The 19853-nt window shown below is 45.5% G+C and carries 13 protein-coding genes; 7 read left to right on the top strand and 6 right to left on the bottom strand.

Translation table 11 applies throughout. The annotated features are described in order from the left end of the window. Nucleotides 1–39 precede the first annotated feature (39 nt). The 4 genes from CSH92_RS06715 to CSH92_RS06700 all read right to left on the bottom strand — a co-directional run bounded on the left by CSH92_RS06715 (nucleotide 40) and on the right by CSH92_RS06700 (nucleotide 6551). Nucleotides 40–768 carry a type 2 periplasmic-binding domain-containing protein gene (locus tag CSH92_RS06715; RefSeq protein WP_124916933.1) on the bottom strand — a complete coding sequence of 243 codons (729 nt, stop codon included), beginning with the start codon at nucleotides 766–768 and terminating at the stop codon, nucleotides 40–42. Between the two features lie 76 nt (nucleotides 769–844). Further along, nucleotides 845–2410 carry a sugar porter family MFS transporter gene (locus CSH92_RS06710; RefSeq protein WP_100656865.1) on the bottom strand — a complete coding sequence of 522 codons (1566 nt, stop codon included), beginning with the start codon at nucleotides 2408–2410 and terminating at the stop codon, nucleotides 845–847. Nucleotides 2411–2439: 29 nt separating this feature from the next. Further along, nucleotides 2440–4308 carry a glycoside hydrolase family 3 protein gene (locus CSH92_RS06705; protein WP_164084676.1) on the bottom strand — a complete coding sequence of 623 codons (1869 nt, stop codon included), beginning with the start codon at nucleotides 4306–4308 and terminating at the stop codon, nucleotides 2440–2442. Nucleotides 4309–4322: 14 nt separating this feature from the next. After that, the gene (locus CSH92_RS06700; RefSeq protein ID WP_240612753.1) at nucleotides 4323–6551 is read right to left on the bottom strand and encodes a glycoside hydrolase family 3 N-terminal domain-containing protein; all 2229 of its coding nucleotides are present in this window, start codon (nucleotides 6549–6551) and stop codon (nucleotides 4323–4325) included. Nucleotides 6552–6824: 273 nt separating this feature from the next. On the opposite strand from CSH92_RS06700, the gene CSH92_RS06695 reads away from it, so the two are divergent. From CSH92_RS06695 to CSH92_RS06665, 7 genes are all read left to right on the top strand, one after another. Next, complete coding sequence (locus CSH92_RS06695; protein WP_100656863.1) at nucleotides 6825–8291, top strand: MFS transporter; 1467 nt, start codon at nucleotides 6825–6827, stop codon at nucleotides 8289–8291. A 476-nt stretch (nucleotides 8292–8767) separates the two neighbouring features. Then, on the top strand, nucleotides 8768–10144 hold the full coding sequence (locus CSH92_RS06690) for a malectin domain-containing carbohydrate-binding protein (RefSeq protein WP_100656862.1): 1377 nt from the start codon (nucleotides 8768–8770) through the stop codon (nucleotides 10142–10144). A 43-nt stretch (nucleotides 10145–10187) separates the two neighbouring features. Further along, entirely contained in the window at nucleotides 10188–13646 is a 3459-nt protein-coding gene (locus tag CSH92_RS06685) for a hypothetical protein (protein WP_100656861.1), read from the top strand. Nucleotides 13647–13768: 122 nt separating this feature from the next. Beyond that, nucleotides 13769–14929, top strand: a complete 1161-nt coding sequence (locus CSH92_RS06680; protein WP_100656860.1) for a sensor histidine kinase — start codon at nucleotides 13769–13771, stop codon at nucleotides 14927–14929. Beyond that, on the top strand, nucleotides 14929–15720 hold the full coding sequence (locus tag CSH92_RS06675; RefSeq protein WP_100656859.1) for a LytR/AlgR family response regulator transcription factor: 792 nt from the start codon (nucleotides 14929–14931) through the stop codon (nucleotides 15718–15720). The genes CSH92_RS06680 and CSH92_RS06675 overlap by 1 nt, the downstream gene beginning before the upstream one ends. Before the next feature lie 196 nt (nucleotides 15721–15916). Continuing rightward, nucleotides 15917–16873, top strand: coding sequence for a glycosyl hydrolase family 17 protein (locus tag CSH92_RS06670; protein WP_164084675.1), 957 nt, complete (start codon nucleotides 15917–15919; stop codon nucleotides 16871–16873). A gap of 222 nt (nucleotides 16874–17095) precedes the next feature. Next, a complete protein-coding gene (locus CSH92_RS06665; protein ID WP_100656857.1) occupies nucleotides 17096–17695 on the top strand; it encodes a Yip1 family protein in 600 nt (199 codons plus the stop codon). Between the two features lie 105 nt (nucleotides 17696–17800). Here CSH92_RS06665 and purF read toward each other — a convergent pair whose 3' ends face one another. Both purF and CSH92_RS06655 read right to left on the bottom strand, forming a co-directional pair. Then, a complete protein-coding gene (gene purF, locus CSH92_RS06660; RefSeq protein WP_100656856.1) occupies nucleotides 17801–19312 on the bottom strand; it encodes an amidophosphoribosyltransferase in 1512 nt (503 codons plus the stop codon). Between the two features lie 16 nt (nucleotides 19313–19328). Next, complete coding sequence (locus tag CSH92_RS06655) at nucleotides 19329–19814, bottom strand: CvpA family protein (protein ID WP_100656855.1); 486 nt, start codon at nucleotides 19812–19814, stop codon at nucleotides 19329–19331. Nucleotides 19815–19853 lie beyond the last annotated feature (39 nt).

The following is a 19853-nucleotide window of genomic DNA, read 5'->3' as shown; positions in this document are numbered from 1 at the left end:
AAACCTAAAACTACGATGCGCCCATTCTAGCCGTATCGGTTAACTGGACTCAATCAATTTAATTTTACAATCCTCTGGTGGCTTAGATATTCGCGAAAAGAAGGTTGCGAATACGCCACGCTCTCGCATCGCCTTGATAGAATCACTTAGGGCTGCAACTTTGTCCTCATGTTTGCGGTTGACCAGATGATAACTAACGAATGGATAAGAAGTCTCATTACGAAAATAAACAGTTTTTACAGGCGCATCACATAAAACATGTAATAACGTCCCTTCACTGCCCACTAATGCGTCAACACCGCCGTTCAATAACGCAGTTCTCAAGAAAGTTGCATCCTGATTAAACAAACATTGCAGATTGAATTGTTCACAAAAAGCTGGCGCCGCCTGGAAGCCACTGACAATACCTAAAATATTCGTCGAGTTTAGTTGGCACTTTTCTGCCACCAGGCAGAAAAACTTTAGTTCGTGTTGATAAATTGGCTCTGGAACTTGAATTAAATTTTTATATTGCTTGGCGACTTCTGGTAAACGCGCCGACTCAGCGTCAATCTCTCCCCAGTTAGCCAAACGTAAGCCGCGTTTTGAGGGATAAAATGCAACTACAGGGCGAATATTTAAAGGCCGGTACATTTCGTCGAATATTGCTTGTAACTCCCCCTTATCAACATTTCCTTGATAAGACTCATTAACAGCAATGACGTACTCTGCAGCACCGATTTGCCAACTAAAGAAATACAGCAAACATGCTAAAACCCTGCTTTGCATTTCCACCCATCTCACTTAACGATATCCGCAGCCAGCATAGCAGCTTCAGGAAGCGGTATCATTGCACTTTTACCTACTAAGCCGCTTTCAGTGTTTGCGCCACTTGCTCAAGGGATTTTCCTTTAGTTTCTGGTACAAAGCGCAGCACACACAATAGTCCAATAAAGGCAAAAACACCGTACAGCATAAATGTCATCGCGGCGCCGAGCGTCGCCAATTCCCAAGGAAAAACTAACTGAACCATAAAGCTCACAAAACTATTCACCACGCCAACCAACGAAATCGCAATCCCACGCAAATGATTAGGAAATATTTCCGAAAACATAACCCACATAACAGGCCCCAAGGACATTGCAAATGAAGCCACGAAGCCAATTATGCCGGCCAAAATAAGCATTGCATTCATATTGCTTGCGCTTTGTAGAATGGCACCTTGATGTTTATTGAATACGGCTTCACCCACTGTGCTGCGCAACGCTTCCTTAAAAGCAACATCGGACTCAAACACTTGCCCAGACAAGGCTGACAACTGGGTTAATTCTGCGTCATTAGTACTAGCCACGACTTCACTGATTGTTGCCTCATCCAGCGAATAGGTAGCCGATTTAAAACCATAGGCACAGATAGACATACTAATAATAACGCCAGACAAGCCAACAATGAGTAACGGTTTACGACCAATCCGATCAATCAATACCATTGCGAGAATGGTGAAAATAACGTTTACCACACCGATAAAAATAGCCTGCATAAAGGCGGCATTAGTACCCACCCCACTCTGCTCAAAAATAGTCGGTGCATAGAAAAAGACGACGTTGATACCGGTCACTTGTTGCGATATCCCGACGATCAAACCAATGATTATTGGCCACCGCATGGTTTTACCAAAGAGTTCTGCAAGGCGAACTTTTAAAGCGGGTTTTTCGGTAGTACCAACATGCGTAATTTCGGCAAAGTGTTGCTTAGCCTGATTAGCGTCAAACAATTTATTTAATACGTTTAAGGCTTCGTCTTTATGACCATTCAGCGCCAACCAGCGAGGGCTGCGCGGAATCGTAAATAAAAGCACAAACCATAACAGTGCGGGAATGATCTCAATTCCTAACATCCAACGCCAAACATTGTCTCCAATACCCAATGTTTGTACCCAATCTGCAGGGCTTTGACTCATTTGCAATAAGTAATAATTGCTAAAATAAGAGACCGAAAAACCAATCACAATGTTGAATTGATTGACCGAAACCATCTTGCCACGATGCTCTGGTGCACTGATTTCAGCAATGTAGATAGGAGCAATCATGAGTGAACAAAATGCCATACCACCAATAAACCGTGCCGCAATTAACATCCAATAATCTACCGCGAAGGCTGATGCCACTGCGGATAACAAGTACAAAAACGCAATTATCTGCAAGGTCTTTCTGCGCCCAATAGCATCGCATATTGCACCGGCTAAAAATGTCGCCACAATACCACCCAGTGTCGGTGAGCTAACCACAAACCCTTGCTGCCACGCTGACAAAGAAAACTCTGTCGCTACAAAGCCCACTGCACCTGATATAACCGAAGCATCAAAGCCGAAAATAAACCCACCCAAAGAAACGATTACAGTGTAATACAAGGCTAATCGATGATTTAACATAGTGTTCCTTACTCAAGGTATTGTGGAAATTAATGTGCTGATTTAAAGGCGACAAGTCGCGGTGTGTTTTCACGTTTAGACGTCAATTTTTCGCTGACTAAACTGTGCCCCCTGGGCCAACGCTCACGATAAGGCATACTGTTATTGATCAGCGGCAATTCGATCACGGCGCTTTCGGTAGGCCATGCGAACGGTAAACGCCCACTAAACTCACGTTTTGCATACAACAGATCAGCAATGCAGTCCCCTTCACTGCCGGGCAACCAAGCTGCGATAAAGGCCTGCGAAAGCGCAAACTCCTGATCGATAATCAATGGTCTTCCACTCAGGAGCACGGTTACAATAGGAATGCCGCGCGCGGCAATAGCTTGGATTAGCTGCCCATCCTCTGGATGCAAGTCGCACAGTGCCAAGCTGCGCCCATAGGGAGGCTGTAGAGTGAGATTACCTTCTACCCGACTGCTGGATTCCAGCAATACTTGGTCATTCGGACGGATATCACCAATCCCTTCTGCATACGGACGCTCACCGAGTACTACAACAGCAACATCAAAATCCAGAGTCTCGGCTTTCTTTACTTCTTCGGGTGAAAGTGTCTGACTTGATGCAGCATATTGCTGTAAACCTCGTGCGATAGAAGTGGCACCTTGCACCCCGTTAGGTGCATCAACTCCCTGCCAGTCAATAGTAAATCCCCCGCACTGCATTCCGGTGTGTGAGGCTCCGCGACCAGTTATTAGCAAACGCTGCTGCGCTTGCAGAGGCAAGCAATCATTGTCATTTTTCAGCAGTACACAACTTTTCACTGCTGCTTCTTTTGCTGCCGCACGGTGTCCAGGACTGCCAAACCGTTTTCGATAAGGGACGCATCGCTCTGAAGGCTTCAGAGCGGAAAACAGCCCACGTGCTAACTTTGCTGTTAAGATCCGACTTACTGCTTCATCGATGCGATTAATCGAAACACTGCCCAGTTCAATGTGTTTAGTGAGTAACTCTTGAAAGTTACGCCAATTTTGCGGCACCATAAACATATCGATGCCAGCGTTGACACTCTGTCCAACAGCTTTATACAAATCATCATCGACGTAGTTTACACCTTGCATATCGGATAAAACAAAACCATTGAATCCCAGATCTCGCTTGAGTTTTTGCTCGATCAAATAGCGATTACTGTGGCACTTTTCGCCATTCCAACTGCTGAATGCGACCATAATACAAAGCACACCGGCATCAATCGCCGCACTAAATGGTGCAACGTGCCGTTCTAATTCATCAGCATTTGCCAGCATATCGCCCTGCTCAATGCCGTGAGCAGTGCCTCCATCACCGACAAAATGCTTAGCGCATGCAAGAAGTGGATAATCATTGCGATATTCGTTTATTGCCCCGATGTATGTTCGTGCAAAGTCACTGGTGACATTGGGCTCTGCTGAAACACTCTCATACATTCTGCCCCAATGATAGTGATGTGCCATGGCTAAATTAGGACCAAAGATCCAGTTAGCGCCGATGGCCCTGACTTCATCGGCCGTTATAGCCGCGAGATTTTTAATCGTAGTAGCAGAAGCCGTAGCCCCTATGCCGATATTGTGCGGAAAAATGGTAGCACCCTGCACATTGGCATTACCGTGAATCGCATCGAGACCATAGAGCAAGGGTATTTTGACTGCCTCATCGACTGCCAATGCCGCATCCCAAAACCCATCGATCATCCCTACCCATGAGTCAACAGAATTCGGCTCTGGGCATGAGCCAGCAGAACTCATGACGCCCCCCAACTTATAGTTAGTCACATCAGAAACGGTGCAAGTTGACTGATCCGCGAGAGTCATTTGACCAATTTTTTGCTCTAAGGTCAGCTTTTTGACCATGGCTTCGGCTTGCTGACGATAATTCATTAAAGTCGCCATGACTACTGCGCTACCAATGTCATTTTGGCGCTCAATTCGCAATCACTGTCAGGCCCAACGCCGAACCAGAACTCTCCTGCCTCAACACAGTATTGATTAGATTGATTATAAAAACCGAGGCGTGCTGTATCCACCTCAAAACATACCTCTTTCGATTCTAAGGCATTTAATTCAACGCGCTGAAAATCAAGCAACTCTTTAACCGGTCGAGTGACGTTGGCAACCGGATCACGCATATAAAGCTGTACGATTTCGGTGCCCGCCACATGGCTGTTATTGTGAACAGAGAGATATACTTTAAAGCGTTCACTCAATTTCACCAAATCTTGACTAAGGCGCAACGCAGAGTACTCAAAGCAGGCATAGCTAAGTCCATAACCAAATGAATATAACGGGGTAAAATAAGTGTCCATGTGCGAAGCCGCCATTCCCAATGAGGTTTGCTCTGCACGCATAGGAAATTCATTCATATGGGCATAATTATCATGGGTCACAGGACGCCCGGTATTTTTGTGCGCGTAGTAGATTGGGATTTGCCCACCATGGCGCGGAAATGACACCGGTAATTTACCCTCAGGACAACGATTCCCGACTAAAAGATCAGCGATTGCGTCGCCCCCACGATGTCCTGGATGCCAGGCATATAAAATGGCATCAACTTTATCCACTAATTCAGTCAAAACCAATGGACGCCCAGCCATGATCACCAAAATCAGTGGTTTACCAGAACCTTTGAGCGTTTCTGCCAGCGTATGCACAAGGGTGGCTTGTGCTCCCGGTAATGTGATATCAGCTCTGCAATGAGCTTCTCCCGATAATATTGCTTCTTCACCCAAACACAAAATAACTGCGTCACTATTACCAGCAGTCGCTGCAGCTTCAACAATATTCTGATGCGAAGTATCCCGCGAATGTTCAAACACGGGGTGATAATGGATGTTTGAAGTAGCGGGCAATACTCCATGTAGTGCAGATAGTAAAGTTGTTGAATGTTCGGCGCGACCATCAAATATCCAAGTGCCTAACTGCTCGTAATCATCGTCAGCCAAAAACCCTAATACTGATATCTGCTTTAGGTTTTCAGCCTCCAGGGGTAAAACCTGACGCCTATTTTGTAACAAGACGCAGCTTTGCAACGCAGCTTCGTACGCTAAATCCAGTGACGCTTTGGTTAATGACTCAGCTGTTGTTGACGATTCTCGAGTAAACAAGCCCAAAGCGAGCTTGACCTGCAAAATACGCAACACAGCTTGGTCTATATGAGACAGTTTGATGCGTCCTTGTTCGAGCAGTGCTGCAGCGTTCTCTATAAACGTTTGGCTGACCATTTCCATATCAACCCCAGCATTCAGGGCAAGATCAGCGGCATGCGCTCGGTCAGCGGCAATTCCATGCACGATCAGTTGATCAACTGAAGCCCAATCACTCACTACGAAACCAATAAACGCCCATTCATCTTTAAGAATATCAGTGAGTAGCCATTTGTTGGCAGAGACAGGAACCCCATTGAGGTCACTAAACGATGTCATGAAAGTCATTGCACCAACATCACTAGCCGCCTTGAACGGCGGCAAATAAACATGCCGTAACTCATGCTCACTGAGGTTTGTTGTATTGTAGTCTTTACCACTCTCTGACGCGCCATAGCCTGCAAAATGTTTGGCACACGCTGCTATTGCTGTGGCTTGGGTTGGATCGTCGGTTTGATACCCGCAAACCATTGCATTACCTAGCCGAGATGCGAGCAGAGGATCTTCACCAAATGACTCTGCGATTCGCCCCCAACGCGGATCCCGTGCAACATCAATCATCGGTGAAAACGTCCAATTAATACCGACCGATGAAGCCTCACAGGCACTGAATCTAGCCACATCGTGGACTAGCGTTTCGTTCCAAGAGCATGCTAGGCCTAGAGGTATCGGAAATATGGTCGCAAAACCATGAATAACATCTCGCCCCACTAGCAAAGGTATGCCCAGACGACTTTCTTGTCGCGCAATTCGCTGTAGTTCAGCAACGGTATTAGGGTCAACTTCATTGATAATCGAGCCCACATTCCCTTTGCGCACCTCGGCAGCGAGGGAAGTACTAATTTGACCGTTCTCACCGTTCAACTGATTCATTTGCCCGAGCTTTTCCGACAACGTCATCTGTGCCAACAGGTTTTCGGCATCTGTGCGATGGGCAGATAATGCTAATTCATTGGTCGCGTTTTGGGCAGATTTACTCACAGTCGTTTTGCTCGGGTCACGAAAGAATTGTTATTGTGGATATTCCGACTGTATGGAAATATGTTAGTGATGCAATTCGAATGCGGTCAAATGGATTTGTCTAAAGTCGACGCGGATACAAGATGTTAAATATCGTTAACAATTCAGCTTTGACCATTTTATCGCATGATAAAACCCAGCCTGCCGAATATGGGTTGCTATGGGTCTGGGCAATCTTAACTATGGGCTTAACAATCTGTTAACAGACTCTGTGTTCCCCGCCAAGGAATTTGAATGAACTCTACTGCTCTGCACGCCGAAACCCTAGAAAAAGACAAAATCCCGTTTTTATTAAAATGCGTTTATGGTTTTGGCGCTATCGTAAATAATCTTTTAGCTGCCGCGATCGGCGGAATGGTTATCGTCCTTAACCTTGGATTAAGTATGAATCCTGCGCTAGTTGGCTTATTAGGGGCACTACCTCGCCTTACTGACGCGATTACAGACCCGTTAATGGGCTATATTTCTGACCGCACTCGTAGTCGCTGGGGACGACGTCGGCCGTATATTTTCTGCGGAGCGATTCTTACCGGCATTTTCTTTATAATTTTGTGGCAATTACCAGAGGGACAAAGCGAAAGCTTTTACTTTTGGTACTTTCTAATCGGTTCGTTAATTTTTTATTTGGCCTACACCATGTTTGCGACTCCGTGGGTAGCGTTAGGCTACGAACTGACGCCTGACTACCATGAACGCACGCGCTTGATGGCTACACAAAATTTTATGGGTCAACTTGCTTACTTAGTTTCCCCATGGTTTTTATGGTTCATGCAACATGAAGCCTTGTTCGACAATATGCTCGAAGGTGCGGGTTATCTGGCTATGATCATTGGCGCATTTACTATCGGCGTTGGCATTCTACCGGCGATCTTTTTGAAAGAGCCGCAAGCGAGCTTGTTTGAAAAACAATCAAAAGCGCTTAATCAAGTCGAACCGCCGATGAGCAGTATTAAAGACTTCTTTAAAGGTTTCGCGATCACGATCTCCTTCAAGCCCTTTCTAGCGCTCTGTATTGCCACATTTTTGGTTTTTAACGGCTTTATTATGGTTGCTTCCTTCCAATCCTACGTAATCATTTATTACGTGTTTGCTGGTAACCAATCACTCGGCGCAGAATATGCGGGTTGGGCTGGAACTGTGCTGGGATTGTCAGCTTTTGTGGTAATTTTAGTAACCGCAAAATTATCCAGTCTGTACGGTAAGCGTAAAGCCTTCTTTATTACCATTGGCATCGCAACGTTTGGCTACTGTTTAAAGTGGTTCTGCTATGACCCGAATAATCCAGCGCTGTTGCTCTTGCCTGTTCCTCTGTATGCATTCGGGTTGGGGAGCTTATTCACATTGGTGGGCTCTATGGTGGCCGACGTGTGTGATGCAGATGAATTAAATACTGGACAACGCCGAGAAGGGATGTACGGGTCCATATTCTGGTGGGTAGTAAAATTAGGCCAAGCGGTTGCGCTTGCAGCAGGCGGCGTGTTACTCAACGTCACTGGTTTCGACGTTGACTTGGGCTCAGCTCAATCAGACGACGCGCTAATGTTAATGCGGGTATTTGATGCCTTCGTTCCTGCAGTTTGTTCATTCATTGCAATTTTGGTTATAGCCAAATACCCAATCACCGAAGAAAGCGCGGCGGAGACGCGGCAGCAGTTAGAGGTCCGCCGCGGAAGCATCAATGTGGCTGACGAACTGGGCTGATCATGTCGACTAGAAAGCCCACCAATAGGGTGGGCTGACCTTTACCGCTGTCCATAATAAATTCAAAACGTAAAACCACACTTGGCTAAACGTTGTTGCGCTTTTTATCTGGTGTGCAGCAATTAAGCAAAGAAAAAGCCGCAATTGCGAACAATAAACGGCTTTCAGGTTGGGACATGGTTGCAATAAAGGCGAGCAATTAGTACGCGCCTTTTGAACTCATGGTCAGCTTAAACAGTAAGCTGACTTAAACAACCTAGTTTGCGCTCAAATGGTCTCTTTCGCAGTCCAACTGGCTCGGTTAGAGAACGACTTATACCCCTTAAATTCATCTCCAAATAGGCTGGTACATTTAATCGCAGCGCCAGTCCGCCTTAGCTTATTTAGGTTGTGTTTACCCTGCAATGAACTACTTTCCGTGCATAACTGCGACCGAACTGCGGGCGTGAAAAGATTTTTAAGTAGGAAATGGATCTATGTTGCAAGCTGTTCGCCTCCCACTGTTAATACTACTTACATTTGTGGTTTACTTAGCAGGCTGCACTCAATCTACCGACGACAAAACACAGCTTAATGCGACGCCACAAATAACTACACCGTTTGCTGATGGCGTTGTTGCGGCGATCAATTTTGGTGGTCCCGCCTATCGCGGCAAAGATGGGGTAGAATACGCTGCTGACGATTTGAGCTTAGCCGCGGATAAAGGTAAGTCTGAGGAGATAAAAGGTACTCAAGACCCAGAGCTTTATCAAAGTTACCGGGTAAGTCGCGAATCTGACCTGCTAATCAATCTGCCCGTCGAAAATGGCCGCTATGCGGTTACCTTTAAATTTGCTGAACCCGACGATATTGCTGTCGGCGAGCGCGTGTTTGACATTTTGGCTGAAGACGACGTTGTCGTTGAGCAGCTAGACGTACGTTTAGCGCGCGATAATCAACCTGTATCGGCGTTAGTACGTAGCGTTTATGGCGTCAATGTTAATGACCAAACCCTCAATATACATCTCAAAGCGATTCAAGGTGCCCCTCTAATCCACGCGATCATTGTGCGTAAACAAGCAATTGAAGACGAGCGCGCTTGGCAGTTGGTGTGGAACGACGAATTTTCCAACGACGGAGCACCGGATCCCAACAAATGGTCATTCGATATCTGGCCTGCTAGAAAAGTGAATGATGAAGATCAAGCCTATACTGACCGGAGCAAAAATGCTCGAGTAGAGAATGGTCATTTGATTATCGAAGCACACAAAGAGACATACGCGAATGCAGAATACACATCTGCGCGCCTACACAATCAAGGCAAGGGTGATTTTCTCTATGGCAAGGTCGAGGTAAGAGCTCGAGTGCCCAAGGGGCAAGGAACCTGGGCCGCCGCCTGGATGCTGCCGTCCAATCCATTTAAGTATGCCACAAAGTGTGGAGCCGGTGAGGACTGGCAAGGGAGCTCCACTTGTGATGCATGGCCCAATTCCGGCGAAATCGATATCCTGGAACATGTCGGTTATGACATGCAAACCGTTCACGGTACCGTACACAACAAAGCCTATTATTGGATGAACTGGCAACAGCGCAAAGCCAGCATTGAAGGACAGTCAGTAGATACTGAATTTCATTTGTATTCACTCGAATGGTCGCCCGAATACATCATTATCAGTTTTGATGAAGTCCCTTATTTCTATTATGAAAATGACGGCACTGGCTGGGAGTCGTGGCCGTTTGATCACCCCTATCATGTCATTTTGAATCTAGCCATTGGTGGCGCCTGGGGACGTGCTGGGGGGCCTATCGACGACTCGATATTCCCAGTTCGCATGGAAGTTGATTATGTCAGAATCTATCAACTTGCGCAGTAACCGTATTTTTACCCGTTTAGCAATCTAGAGTGTTTCTAATCCTATGCAAAACACAGTACAACTAAGCACCGAATGTAAAGGTGAACTAACTCAGATAGATGAGCAATCTTTCTATAAAATTAGTCATGTAGATGCCATGGCTCCGTTTTTTATTAGCGTAGTATCAGACAGCAATCATTGGTTATTTGCTGCTTCTACCGGTGGTCTCACCATGGGCCGCATATCGCCTGAATATGCGGTATTCCCTTACGTCACCGTTGATAAAATCTATGAAAGTGCGCCGCATACAGGCCCGAAGACTATTGTTAAAGTCACAACGAGTGATGCACAAATAAAGTTCTGGGAACCGTTTAATACTGAGCATAATGACCGCTATGCGATCACGCGAAATATTTACAAAAGCGAGTTGGGCAATGTGCTGCGCTTTGAAGAAATTAATCACGACTTAGAACTACAATTTCATTACACCTGGAAGTTTTCAGATGAATTCGGTTTTAGTCGCTGTTGCTCACTGTTCAATCAATCTGACAAGCAGCAAAATATCGAGTTTATCGATGGTCTACAGAACATCTTGCCCGCAGGTACACCCCGTTTTACCCAAACTCAGTCCAGTAACCTCGTTGATGCTTACAAATGGACAGAACGCGTACCCGAGACGTCATTAGCACTATACACCTTATATTCAGCCATAACCGACCGCGCTGAACCAGCCGAATCATTGCGAGCTACTACTGTTTTTAGCACAGGGTTGGCAAATTCATCGGTCTTTTTATCAAATCGGTGTATGTCTGCATTTAAGCAAGGCCACTCGCTTCAGGCGACAGATTACAGCCGCGGTGTGCGCGGCGACTATCTTCTGCATAACGCTTGTTCTCTGCCTGCTAATCAATCAGTAAACTGGCGTATAACCGTCAATGTTGAACAAACGCAAGCGCAAGTGAGTGAGCTAATCAACCAACTCAGCACTGATGTTCCGCTCGATCAAATCTTGGATGCGTCATACTCACAGGGTAACGATGCCCTTGCGCGAATAATGGCGGCAGCCGATGGCTTTCAACTTACCGGCGAACCTGTCGTTGCTCTGCACCACTACGCAAACACACTGTTCAATGTGTTGCGCGGTGGCATATTTGCTGACCAATACACAATTACCCGTGCTGACTTAATCAAGACTGTTAAGCATTTTAATAAGCCTTGCTACGCACGGGTTAAAAACGCCCTTGAGAAGCTGCCTGCAGAATTTAGTCTGGATATGCTCAAAAAGTGGGTGGCAGAAATCGATGATCCGCAGCTGTCTCGACTGGTCAGCGAGTATTTACCCATAACCTTTGGTCGTCGCCACGGTGATCCGAGTCGCCCTTGGAATCAATTTGCCATAGAGTTGAAAGACGAGCATGGTGATCCCTTGCTTAGCTATCAAGGCAATTGGCGCGATATTTTCCAAAACTGGGAGGCCTTAAGCCTTAGTTATCCAGAATTTACTGAATCGGTCATCGCCAAATTTGTTAATGCATCTACCGTTGATGGCTACAACCCATACCGCATAACTAAGCAAGGTATTGATTGGGAGGTTGAAGAACCAGACGATCCTTGGAGTTATATCGGTTACTGGGGCGACCACCAAATTATTTACTTGCAAAAACTGTTAGAAACATCACATAAGTTTCATCCAAGTACCCTTTTATCGTTATTGCAAAAGCGTCACTTCAGTTATGCCAATGTTCCTTATCGGATCAAGGGTTTTGATGACTTGGTGGACAACCCTAAAGCGACAGTTTTATACGATGAAGAACTCGCTCACCTCATTGAGCAACGCGTTGCCACCATGGGTGCGGATGGAAAGTTGGTATTAAATCAGCGAGGTGAAGTGTATCAGGTCAACCTTATGGAAAAGCTGCTGGTGCCACTGTTAACCAAGCTCAGTAATTTGGTTGTTGATGGCGGCATTTGGCTCAATACCCAGCGACCTGAATGGAATGATGCGAATAACGCCTTAGTGGGTCAAGGTTTATCCATGGTGACCTTGTATTACATGAATCGCTACATTGCGTTCTTACAAGCCACACTAGAAGCCTGTACGGAAGGTGAATTCTCAATCACTGCAGAAGTTGCGCAGTGGTTGTCACAAACCTCGATAATATTGCACGAAGCAGCTGAGTCGCTCAATCAAGATACAGTGTCGTCAGACTACCAATTTGCCATATTATCCAAACTCGGGCGCGCTGCGGAAACCTACCGTACAGCGATGTATTCGCATACAGGTGAATTTGCCCAAACAAGCATAGATACGCAGAGCATGTTGGCCATGCTCGCTCAGGCAAAGCGCTTGATACAGCACAGTATAGCTGCCAACGAAAAGCCGTCTGGGCTGTACCATGCATACAACATATTAACCATCGACAAGCAATCGCTACAGGTTGACTACCTGTATGACATGCTTGAAGGTCAGGTTGCCGCGCTGAGTTCAGGAGCATTATCCGCCGAACAGGCGAAGTGCACGTTAGATAACTTATTTGCTTCTGAAATGTATCGGGATGATCAGAAAACCTTTATGTTGTACCCCGATCGCGCGCAGCAAACGTTCCTGCAAAAAAACGTTGTTCCTGCTGAACGCGTACAATCCAACCCCTTACTTGTGGCCATGCTAGCCAATAACGATAGACGCCTAGTTGAACAAGATCAGAAAGGCCAATATCGGTTCAACAGCGCACTGGCCAATGCCAACGTCATAAAGGATAAATGGGCGGCAATCCAAGCTGACTATCCAGCAGCCGCTGAACAGTCGGCCCTCGCAGATGTGCTGGCAACCTATGAAACTGTGTTCAAACATAGCGAGTTCACGGGACGTTCAGGCGGTATGTTTGGTTTTGAAGGGCTAGGCTGTATTTATTGGCATATGGTTTCCAAACTACTGTTAGCCGTACAGGAAGTGGCGGTTGAAAGTTACCGACATTCTCCAAACGCAGACGTCACACAAGCGTTAATCGCGCACTATTATCGTGTTAGAGAGGGGATTGGCTTTAACAAGTCGCCTACGGAATACGGCGCTTTCCCAGCAGATCCCTATTCACATACCCCGAAACATGCTGGAGCGCAACAGCCCGGTATGACGGGGCAAGTAAAAGAAGAACTGCTCACCCGTTTAGTTGAACTAGGTGGATTTGTTGAAGATGGTTGTATTCATTTCTCGCCATTCATGTTGCGCGAACAAGAATTTATAAACCAGAGTCAAGCATTTCGCTATTTAGACGTAGACAATGCGTGGCAAACCATTCAGCTAGCACCGCAGTCGCTCGCATACACTTGGTGCCAAGTGCCTATCGTTTATGAACTCTCGGACGAAGAGGAGCCTTGCATTGAGATTACTTGTAATGATGCACCTACCCTGACTCTGACTAAGCCACACCTTGATAGCACGTTAAGCGAGGCTATTTTTAAACGCAATGGTTATGTTCGCGGTATTCTGCTGCGCCTGCCCAAAACCTATTTACTCGCACTTTAAAACTAAGGTAAGCGATTGATTTTTCAATCGCTTACCTTCTTTTTTACCCACCCCAATAGAGACTCGCTCAGTACTGGTTTGTGTGCAATACTAAATATTCATTCATCAACTCATAATAAAATATGTCGCTAATTAGTTCGTTAGATCAAGAACCCGATGTGTTTTACGACCCTCCAGATACGTCATTTTTGTATTGGCAATTGGGCTTTTGGGGTTTTCTTGTCATTGTTTCTTTTTTCACTCTAACGCTTTGGTATAACCAATTATCTTGGAACTACGTGGCGCCAATCTTGACCCAATCTGCCTTGGGGATGTTTTTCTCAGTATTAATTGAAAAAGGCATTTTGCGTGTCTGGCAACGCTCGACCGTTACTAAATCGATTATTAGCTTTTCTTTAGTCGTGCTGGTTTCACTGCTGTGGACGGTACTGCGCATGGCAATGTTTCAATATATGACCGGTGAAGAACATATTTGGGATGACTTCGGTGGCTGGTTCTTTAGCAGTATCTTTGTATATATCAGTTGGGCAGCACTGTTTTACGGAGTGAAATATTACGAGCTCCTCCAACATGAGCATAGAATAATGCTGCGAGCAGAAGCTGAAGCGCGAACGCAACAGCTGAAAAGAATGCAGGCCCAAGCAGCAGCAAAAGATGCGCAAGTAAAAATGCTACGCTATCAGCTTAACCCGCACTTCTTATGTAATACACTTAATGCCATCAATGCGTTAATTGAAGTTGAAGATAGCGAAAAAGCACAAATTATGACGGTTAACCTAAGCCAGTTTTTACGCCATTCGCTGGACAATATTCCCAATGCAAAAATCAGTTTAGACAGTGAAATCGCCGCACTTAACTTGTATTTAAAAATAGAAAAAATCCGCTTTGAAGATCGTCTCAACTTGCAGTTTGATATTGCCGATGAGGCGAAAACTGGGTTAGTTCCCAGTCTGTTGTTGCAACCTATCATTGAAAATTCAATGAAGCACGCTATCGCTAAATGTGAAAATGGCGGCACCATTTGCGTCATTGCCAAAGTTGAAGATAACCAATTATCAATCACAATCAGTGATACCGGACCGGGCGTAAAAATAGGTAAAAGTAAGCTTGAAAGTGTCACCGGTCGAGGGGTTGGATTGAAAAACACAGACGAGCGCCTTAAGCTGCTCTACCAATCTAACTATTCATTTACTATCACAAGTGCGGCTAACGGTGGTTTACAAACGGATATCAAGATACCCTATGAGCCGGTAACAACGAACGCAACAAGAGACGATAATTAATGACGGTATTGCGCACCATTATTGTTGACGACGAACCCCTTGCACTGGGTTTATTGAAGTCTAAATTACAGAAAAATCCGCACATTGAAATCGTGGCGCAATGTAAGAATGGTCGCGAAGCATTGGATGCTGCCCTATCCGAGTCCGCTGATATTATGTTCTTAGATATCCAAATGCCAGGCATTGACGGGTTGGATGTGGTCAAACAAATTCAAGCTGACGCAATGCCATTGATCGTGTTCACCACAGCATTTGAGCAATACGCAATCAATGCCTTTGATTTACATGCCGTTGATTACATCTTGAAGCCTATCGACCAAGAGCGCATCGACCGCGCAATCGAGCGAGCGCGTGAACGCTTGAGCTCGGACGAATCACGGGATTTCAAGTCGGGCATTATCAATGCGATGAATACAATGAGTGCGCATGAAAGCCAACATGAAGAACTATCTAGTCAACCGCGCAAGATTATTATTAAAGATCGTGAGGAGATCACCCTTCTCGAGCAACCGGATATTGCGTGGTTGGAAGCAGCTGGTGATTACGTTTGTGTGCATGCAAATGGAGAGACCCATATTAAGAGAAGTACCTTGAAAGAGCTGCTCGGAGAGCTCGATTCCTCTATTTTCAAACGGGTGCATCGCTCAACCATTGTCAATTTAAACTTTATCGAAAAAGTCATTCCACATACCAAAGGCGAGTTCTTTTTAATCTTAGGAGAACACCATAAAATCAAAGTGAGTCGCAACTACCGCGAAGTGATCAAATCGTATTTACAAGCGGGAGCATAAACGACCCACACTAGCCAGCCCAGTAGTCCAATTCAGCGCAAAACACTGGTAACCATTGGCAAGTCAGCCTAATTTGGGATATTACTATTAATACCTATAGGAAACTCATATGGCGCTGCGCTGGTTTACACGATCACTAAGCATTCTTTCAATCTGTTTTTTTGTCACCTTTCAAACCAGTGCAAAGGTAGAACCTTTGCTGATACAACCCTCTTCCGCCCTGCTTGATGGGCAACATTTTGGATTAGCATACTCAGGTTACCGATTGGGACAACACCCTGATCGAGGAACAGGCGCAAACAACCCATCTGCAGATGAAATATTAGAAGATCTACATATCTTAGTTGACCATGGCGTAAAGCTTATTCGCTTATATGATGCCGGTGAAAATAGTCGAATGACACTCGAATTAATTCGCCAACATGCCCTACCTATAACCGTTCTCCAGGGTATTTGGCTCGACGCCGAAATTAGTAATCACGAAGGATGCCCCTGGCTGGATGAACCTATTCCAGAGTTCAAACTAGCTCAAAATGTGCAGCGCAATTTAACAGAGATTGAACGCGGAATAACCTTAGCCAATACCTATAAAGACATCGTAATAGCGGTCAATGTTGGCAACGAGGCACTCGTAGAATGGAATGATCATATGGTCTCCGTAGAAAATGTGATCGCTTACGTGCAACAGGTCAAAAGTGCTATTGAACAACCGGTTACAGTCGCCGACAACTATGAGTGGTGGATAAAATCTGGTGCCGAACTCGCTAAACATGTTGACTTTCTCGGTGTGCATACGTATCCGGTATGGGAAAATAAGCCTATTGCAGAGGGGTTATCTTACACCCAGCAAAATATTCTTGATGTGCGCAATGCCCTCCCTGATATCCCAATTGCCATATTAGAGGCTGGCTGGGCGACCACCGCAACTGAATTTCCCGAGCAAGCCAACAATCAGAATCAAATTCGTTACCTCAAAGAGGTTCTAGCGTGGTCACAAGCGACTAATATCACAGTCTTGTTTTTCGAAGCCTTTGATGAACCATGGAAAGGTAACCCTGCCAATCCTGCTGGTGCGGAAAAACATTGGGGGTTATTTTATGTCGACCGCTCCGCTAAACCAGCGGCCAAAATCCTGCTTGAGACAAAGCAATAAACCCAGCTGCCTGCCGAGCCCTATAATAATCACCGGCCTGAATAAGATCAGGCCGCGGCATTCCGTAAATAAATCCAAGCAACGCTTGACGATTTTTTAAGCATCAAGCAAACTGTTTGTTAACACCTTGTTAATATTTGTTATCAGTATTTACATCGTAGTTTATTCAATCAAATAATTATAAATGCATAAGATGCTTACTTGTCTTAAGGAGACATGCTGATGATTTTGAATCACCTATGGGGGATATACGCGCACCCTAAAGAAGAATGGCATACGATAGATGAGCGCCATGAAAGTTACTTCTATGCGCTAAGTCACATATGTATCATTGCTCTTATTCCCGCACTCGTAGGCTATTACTCAGCAGCACATATCGGTTGGAGTATCGGTGTTGGTGACGTGATAAAACTAACCCAGCAAAGCGCTATGTTGATGAGCATTGCCATGTACTTCGGTTTAGTCGCCGGCGTAGTAGCTCTCGCTATATTGGCTCATGAATTAGCCAAGGCATTTGACTCCAATCCTACGTATACGCAGTCACTCGAGCTCGCTGCATACACAGCGACACCACTCTTTATGGTTGGCTTTGCGGCTCTATATCCGGTACTTTGGTTTGTTATGGCCGTTGGACTTGTAGGATTATCCTATTCGGTCTATCTTCTGTATTCAGGTGTTCCAATTATGATGCACATACCAGAAGAAAAAGGTTTTATTTATTCAAGTTCTGTTGTTACTTGCGGCTTGGTTTTATTGGTTATCCTGATGGTGACAACAGTGATTTTATGGAGTGCAGGCGTTGGCCCGGTGTATGTCCACTAGGCGAATGTCTTGTCGGCCTGTTGAAGGTCAAAAGCCAGCGTTCACGCTGGCTTTTTTTATGTGCACAATAAAATGATGCTTATGTTGATCTGTGTTTATTGAATATTACATATTGTGCACATCAAGATTACTCAGCTCAGCCTGCATCGTTGGCGCCTTTTTGGTGTTTTCCCCGCGCGCGGCGTCGATACTCTCTAAATACTTCTGATCCACATCACCTGTGATGTAATTACCATCGAATACTGAGGTTTCAAAGCGACTGATGCTGTCGTTCTCTTCGCGCACAGCGTCTACCAAGTCACCCAGATCCTGGAATATCAAACCATCGGCTTGGATCAAATCACTGATCTGATCAATTTCACGACCGTAGGCAACGAGTTCATTTGCGGATGGCATGTCGATGCCGTACACGTTAGGGAAGCGAATTTCAGGTGCAGCAGAGGCAAAGTAAACTTTTTTGGCCCCTGACTCCCTCGCCATTTCGATAATCTGACTAGACGTCGTACCGCGCACAATTGAATCATCCACCAAAAGAACATTCTTATCTTTAAATTCAGACGAAATTGCATTCAATTTACGCCGCACTGACTTTTTCCGCATGGTTTGGCCAGGCATGATAAACGTACGTCCAATATAGCGGTTTTTAACAAAACCCTGACGATACGGTAAGTCCAAGGTATTGGCGATTTGTAGCGCTACATCCATTGAGGTTTCTGGAATAGGAATGACGACATCAATGTCTAAATCAGCCCACTCGCGCTTGATCTTTTCACCCAATTTCTTACCCATGTTCACGCGTGATGCATAGACCGAGATACCATCGATAAATGAATCCGGACGGGCAAAATAAACAAACTCGAAGATACAGGGTGCTGATACTGGCTCTTCTGCGCACTGCTGGGTAAATAGTTGGCCTTGTTCGGTGATATAGACTGCCTCGCCAGGGGCTACATCACGCACAAACTTAAAGCCAACTGCATCCAGCGCCACGCTCTCAGATGCAACCATATATTCTTCGCCTAATTCACTTACACGCTTACCTAACGCTAACGGACGGATACCATTTGGATCCCGAAAGGCGACAATACCATGTCCAATAATTGCTGCTACAACTGCATACGCGCCTCTAATTTTACGATGCACCTTACTAACAACTTTGAATATGTCCGTACTATTGAGGGTTAGTTCAGAGCAAATTTGTAATTCGTGAGCAAGAATGTTGAGCAGTAACTCAGAATCCGACGTGGTGTTGATATGGCGGCGCGCTATACGCGAAACCTCTTGTTGTAATTCAGCGGCATTGGTCAAGTTGCCATTGTGTGCAAAGGCAATACCAAACGGCGAATTAACATAAAAAGGTTGTGCCTCAGCTGAGCTCGATGTGCCTGCCGTAGGGTAGCGACAGTGCCCAATGCCCATATTGCCTGTTAGACGCTTCATATGACGTGTATGAAAAACGTCGCGCACCAAGCCGTTGGCTTTGCGTAAGTTAAACATATTGTTGTCGATAGTCATTATCCCTGCAGCATCTTGACCACGATGCTGTAAGACTGTCAGGCCGTCGTACAACGATTGTGCAACACCTGATTTACCAACAATTCCAACAATACCACACATGTGAATTACCTATCTCTTAAGTAGTTAAGAAGCTTGAACTGTCCTTCATATACTGGAAGAACCACTCAATTATGACTGCAAATTCAGGCACCAATATAGATGTTTGCCACCATTCGCTATTCGCTGAGGGGGTAAAGGTGTCCAGAAAAAATAATAATGCACTGATTATCAGAACGCCGCGCAGTGCCCCGAAAACGGCGCCAAGCGCTCGGTCTGTCCCACTTAAACCAGTGGCTTTTACGAGTTGCGTAAAAACATAATTAACCAAACCGCCAACAATTAACGTGGCCACAAAAAGAATCGCAATCGCCACACCGTTACGCAGTAGTTCGTCGCTAATACGGGTAAGATAAACGGCGATATCAGGGTAGAATTGACTGGCAATAAATAATGCTGAGAACCAGACCGCTAGTGAGATAGCTTCTTTCACAAATCCGCGGATCAGACTAATGATGGTCGACAGAGCAATGATGCCTATAATGGCGAAATCAAACCAATTCATTCAAATTAATCTTCGATAGATAGCCGATCAGCACAGCGC

The sequence above is a fragment of the Neoalteromonas flava genome (genome assembly GCF_002807685.1).
Taxonomy (GTDB): Bacteria; Pseudomonadota; Gammaproteobacteria; order Enterobacterales; family Alteromonadaceae; genus Alteromonas_E; species Alteromonas_E flava.
This window is presented reverse-complemented; position numbering and strand designations above follow the sequence as displayed.

Excerpts from the sequence above, each read along its gene's own strand:
- CSH92_RS06705 (WP_164084676.1), bottom strand. The coding sequence starts at position 4,308 with ATGAATTATCGTCAGCAAGCCGAAGCCATGGTCAAAAAGCTGACCTTA.
- CSH92_RS06715 (WP_124916933.1), bottom strand. The coding sequence starts at position 768 with ATGCAAAGCAGGGTTTTAGCATGTTTGCTGTATTTCTTTAGTTGGCAA.
- CSH92_RS06685 (WP_100656861.1), top strand. The coding sequence starts at position 10,188 with ATGCAAAACACAGTACAACTAAGCACCGAATGTAAAGGTGAACTAACT.
- CSH92_RS06655 (WP_100656855.1), bottom strand. The coding sequence starts at position 19,814 with ATGAATTGGTTTGATTTCGCCATTATAGGCATCATTGCTCTGTCGACC.
- CSH92_RS06690 (WP_100656862.1), top strand. The coding sequence starts at position 8,768 with ATGTTGCAAGCTGTTCGCCTCCCACTGTTAATACTACTTACATTTGTG.
- CSH92_RS06710 (WP_100656865.1), bottom strand. The coding sequence starts at position 2,410 with ATGTTAAATCATCGATTAGCCTTGTATTACACTGTAATCGTTTCTTTG.
- purF (WP_100656856.1), bottom strand. The coding sequence starts at position 19,312 with ATGTGTGGTATTGTTGGAATTGTTGGTAAATCAGGTGTTGCACAATCG.
- CSH92_RS06675 (WP_100656859.1), top strand. The coding sequence starts at position 14,929 with ATGACGGTATTGCGCACCATTATTGTTGACGACGAACCCCTTGCACTG.
- CSH92_RS06695 (WP_100656863.1), top strand. The coding sequence starts at position 6,825 with ATGAACTCTACTGCTCTGCACGCCGAAACCCTAGAAAAAGACAAAATC.
- CSH92_RS06665 (WP_100656857.1), top strand. The coding sequence starts at position 17,096 with ATGATTTTGAATCACCTATGGGGGATATACGCGCACCCTAAAGAAGAA.
- CSH92_RS06680 (WP_100656860.1), top strand. The coding sequence starts at position 13,769 with ATGTCGCTAATTAGTTCGTTAGATCAAGAACCCGATGTGTTTTACGAC.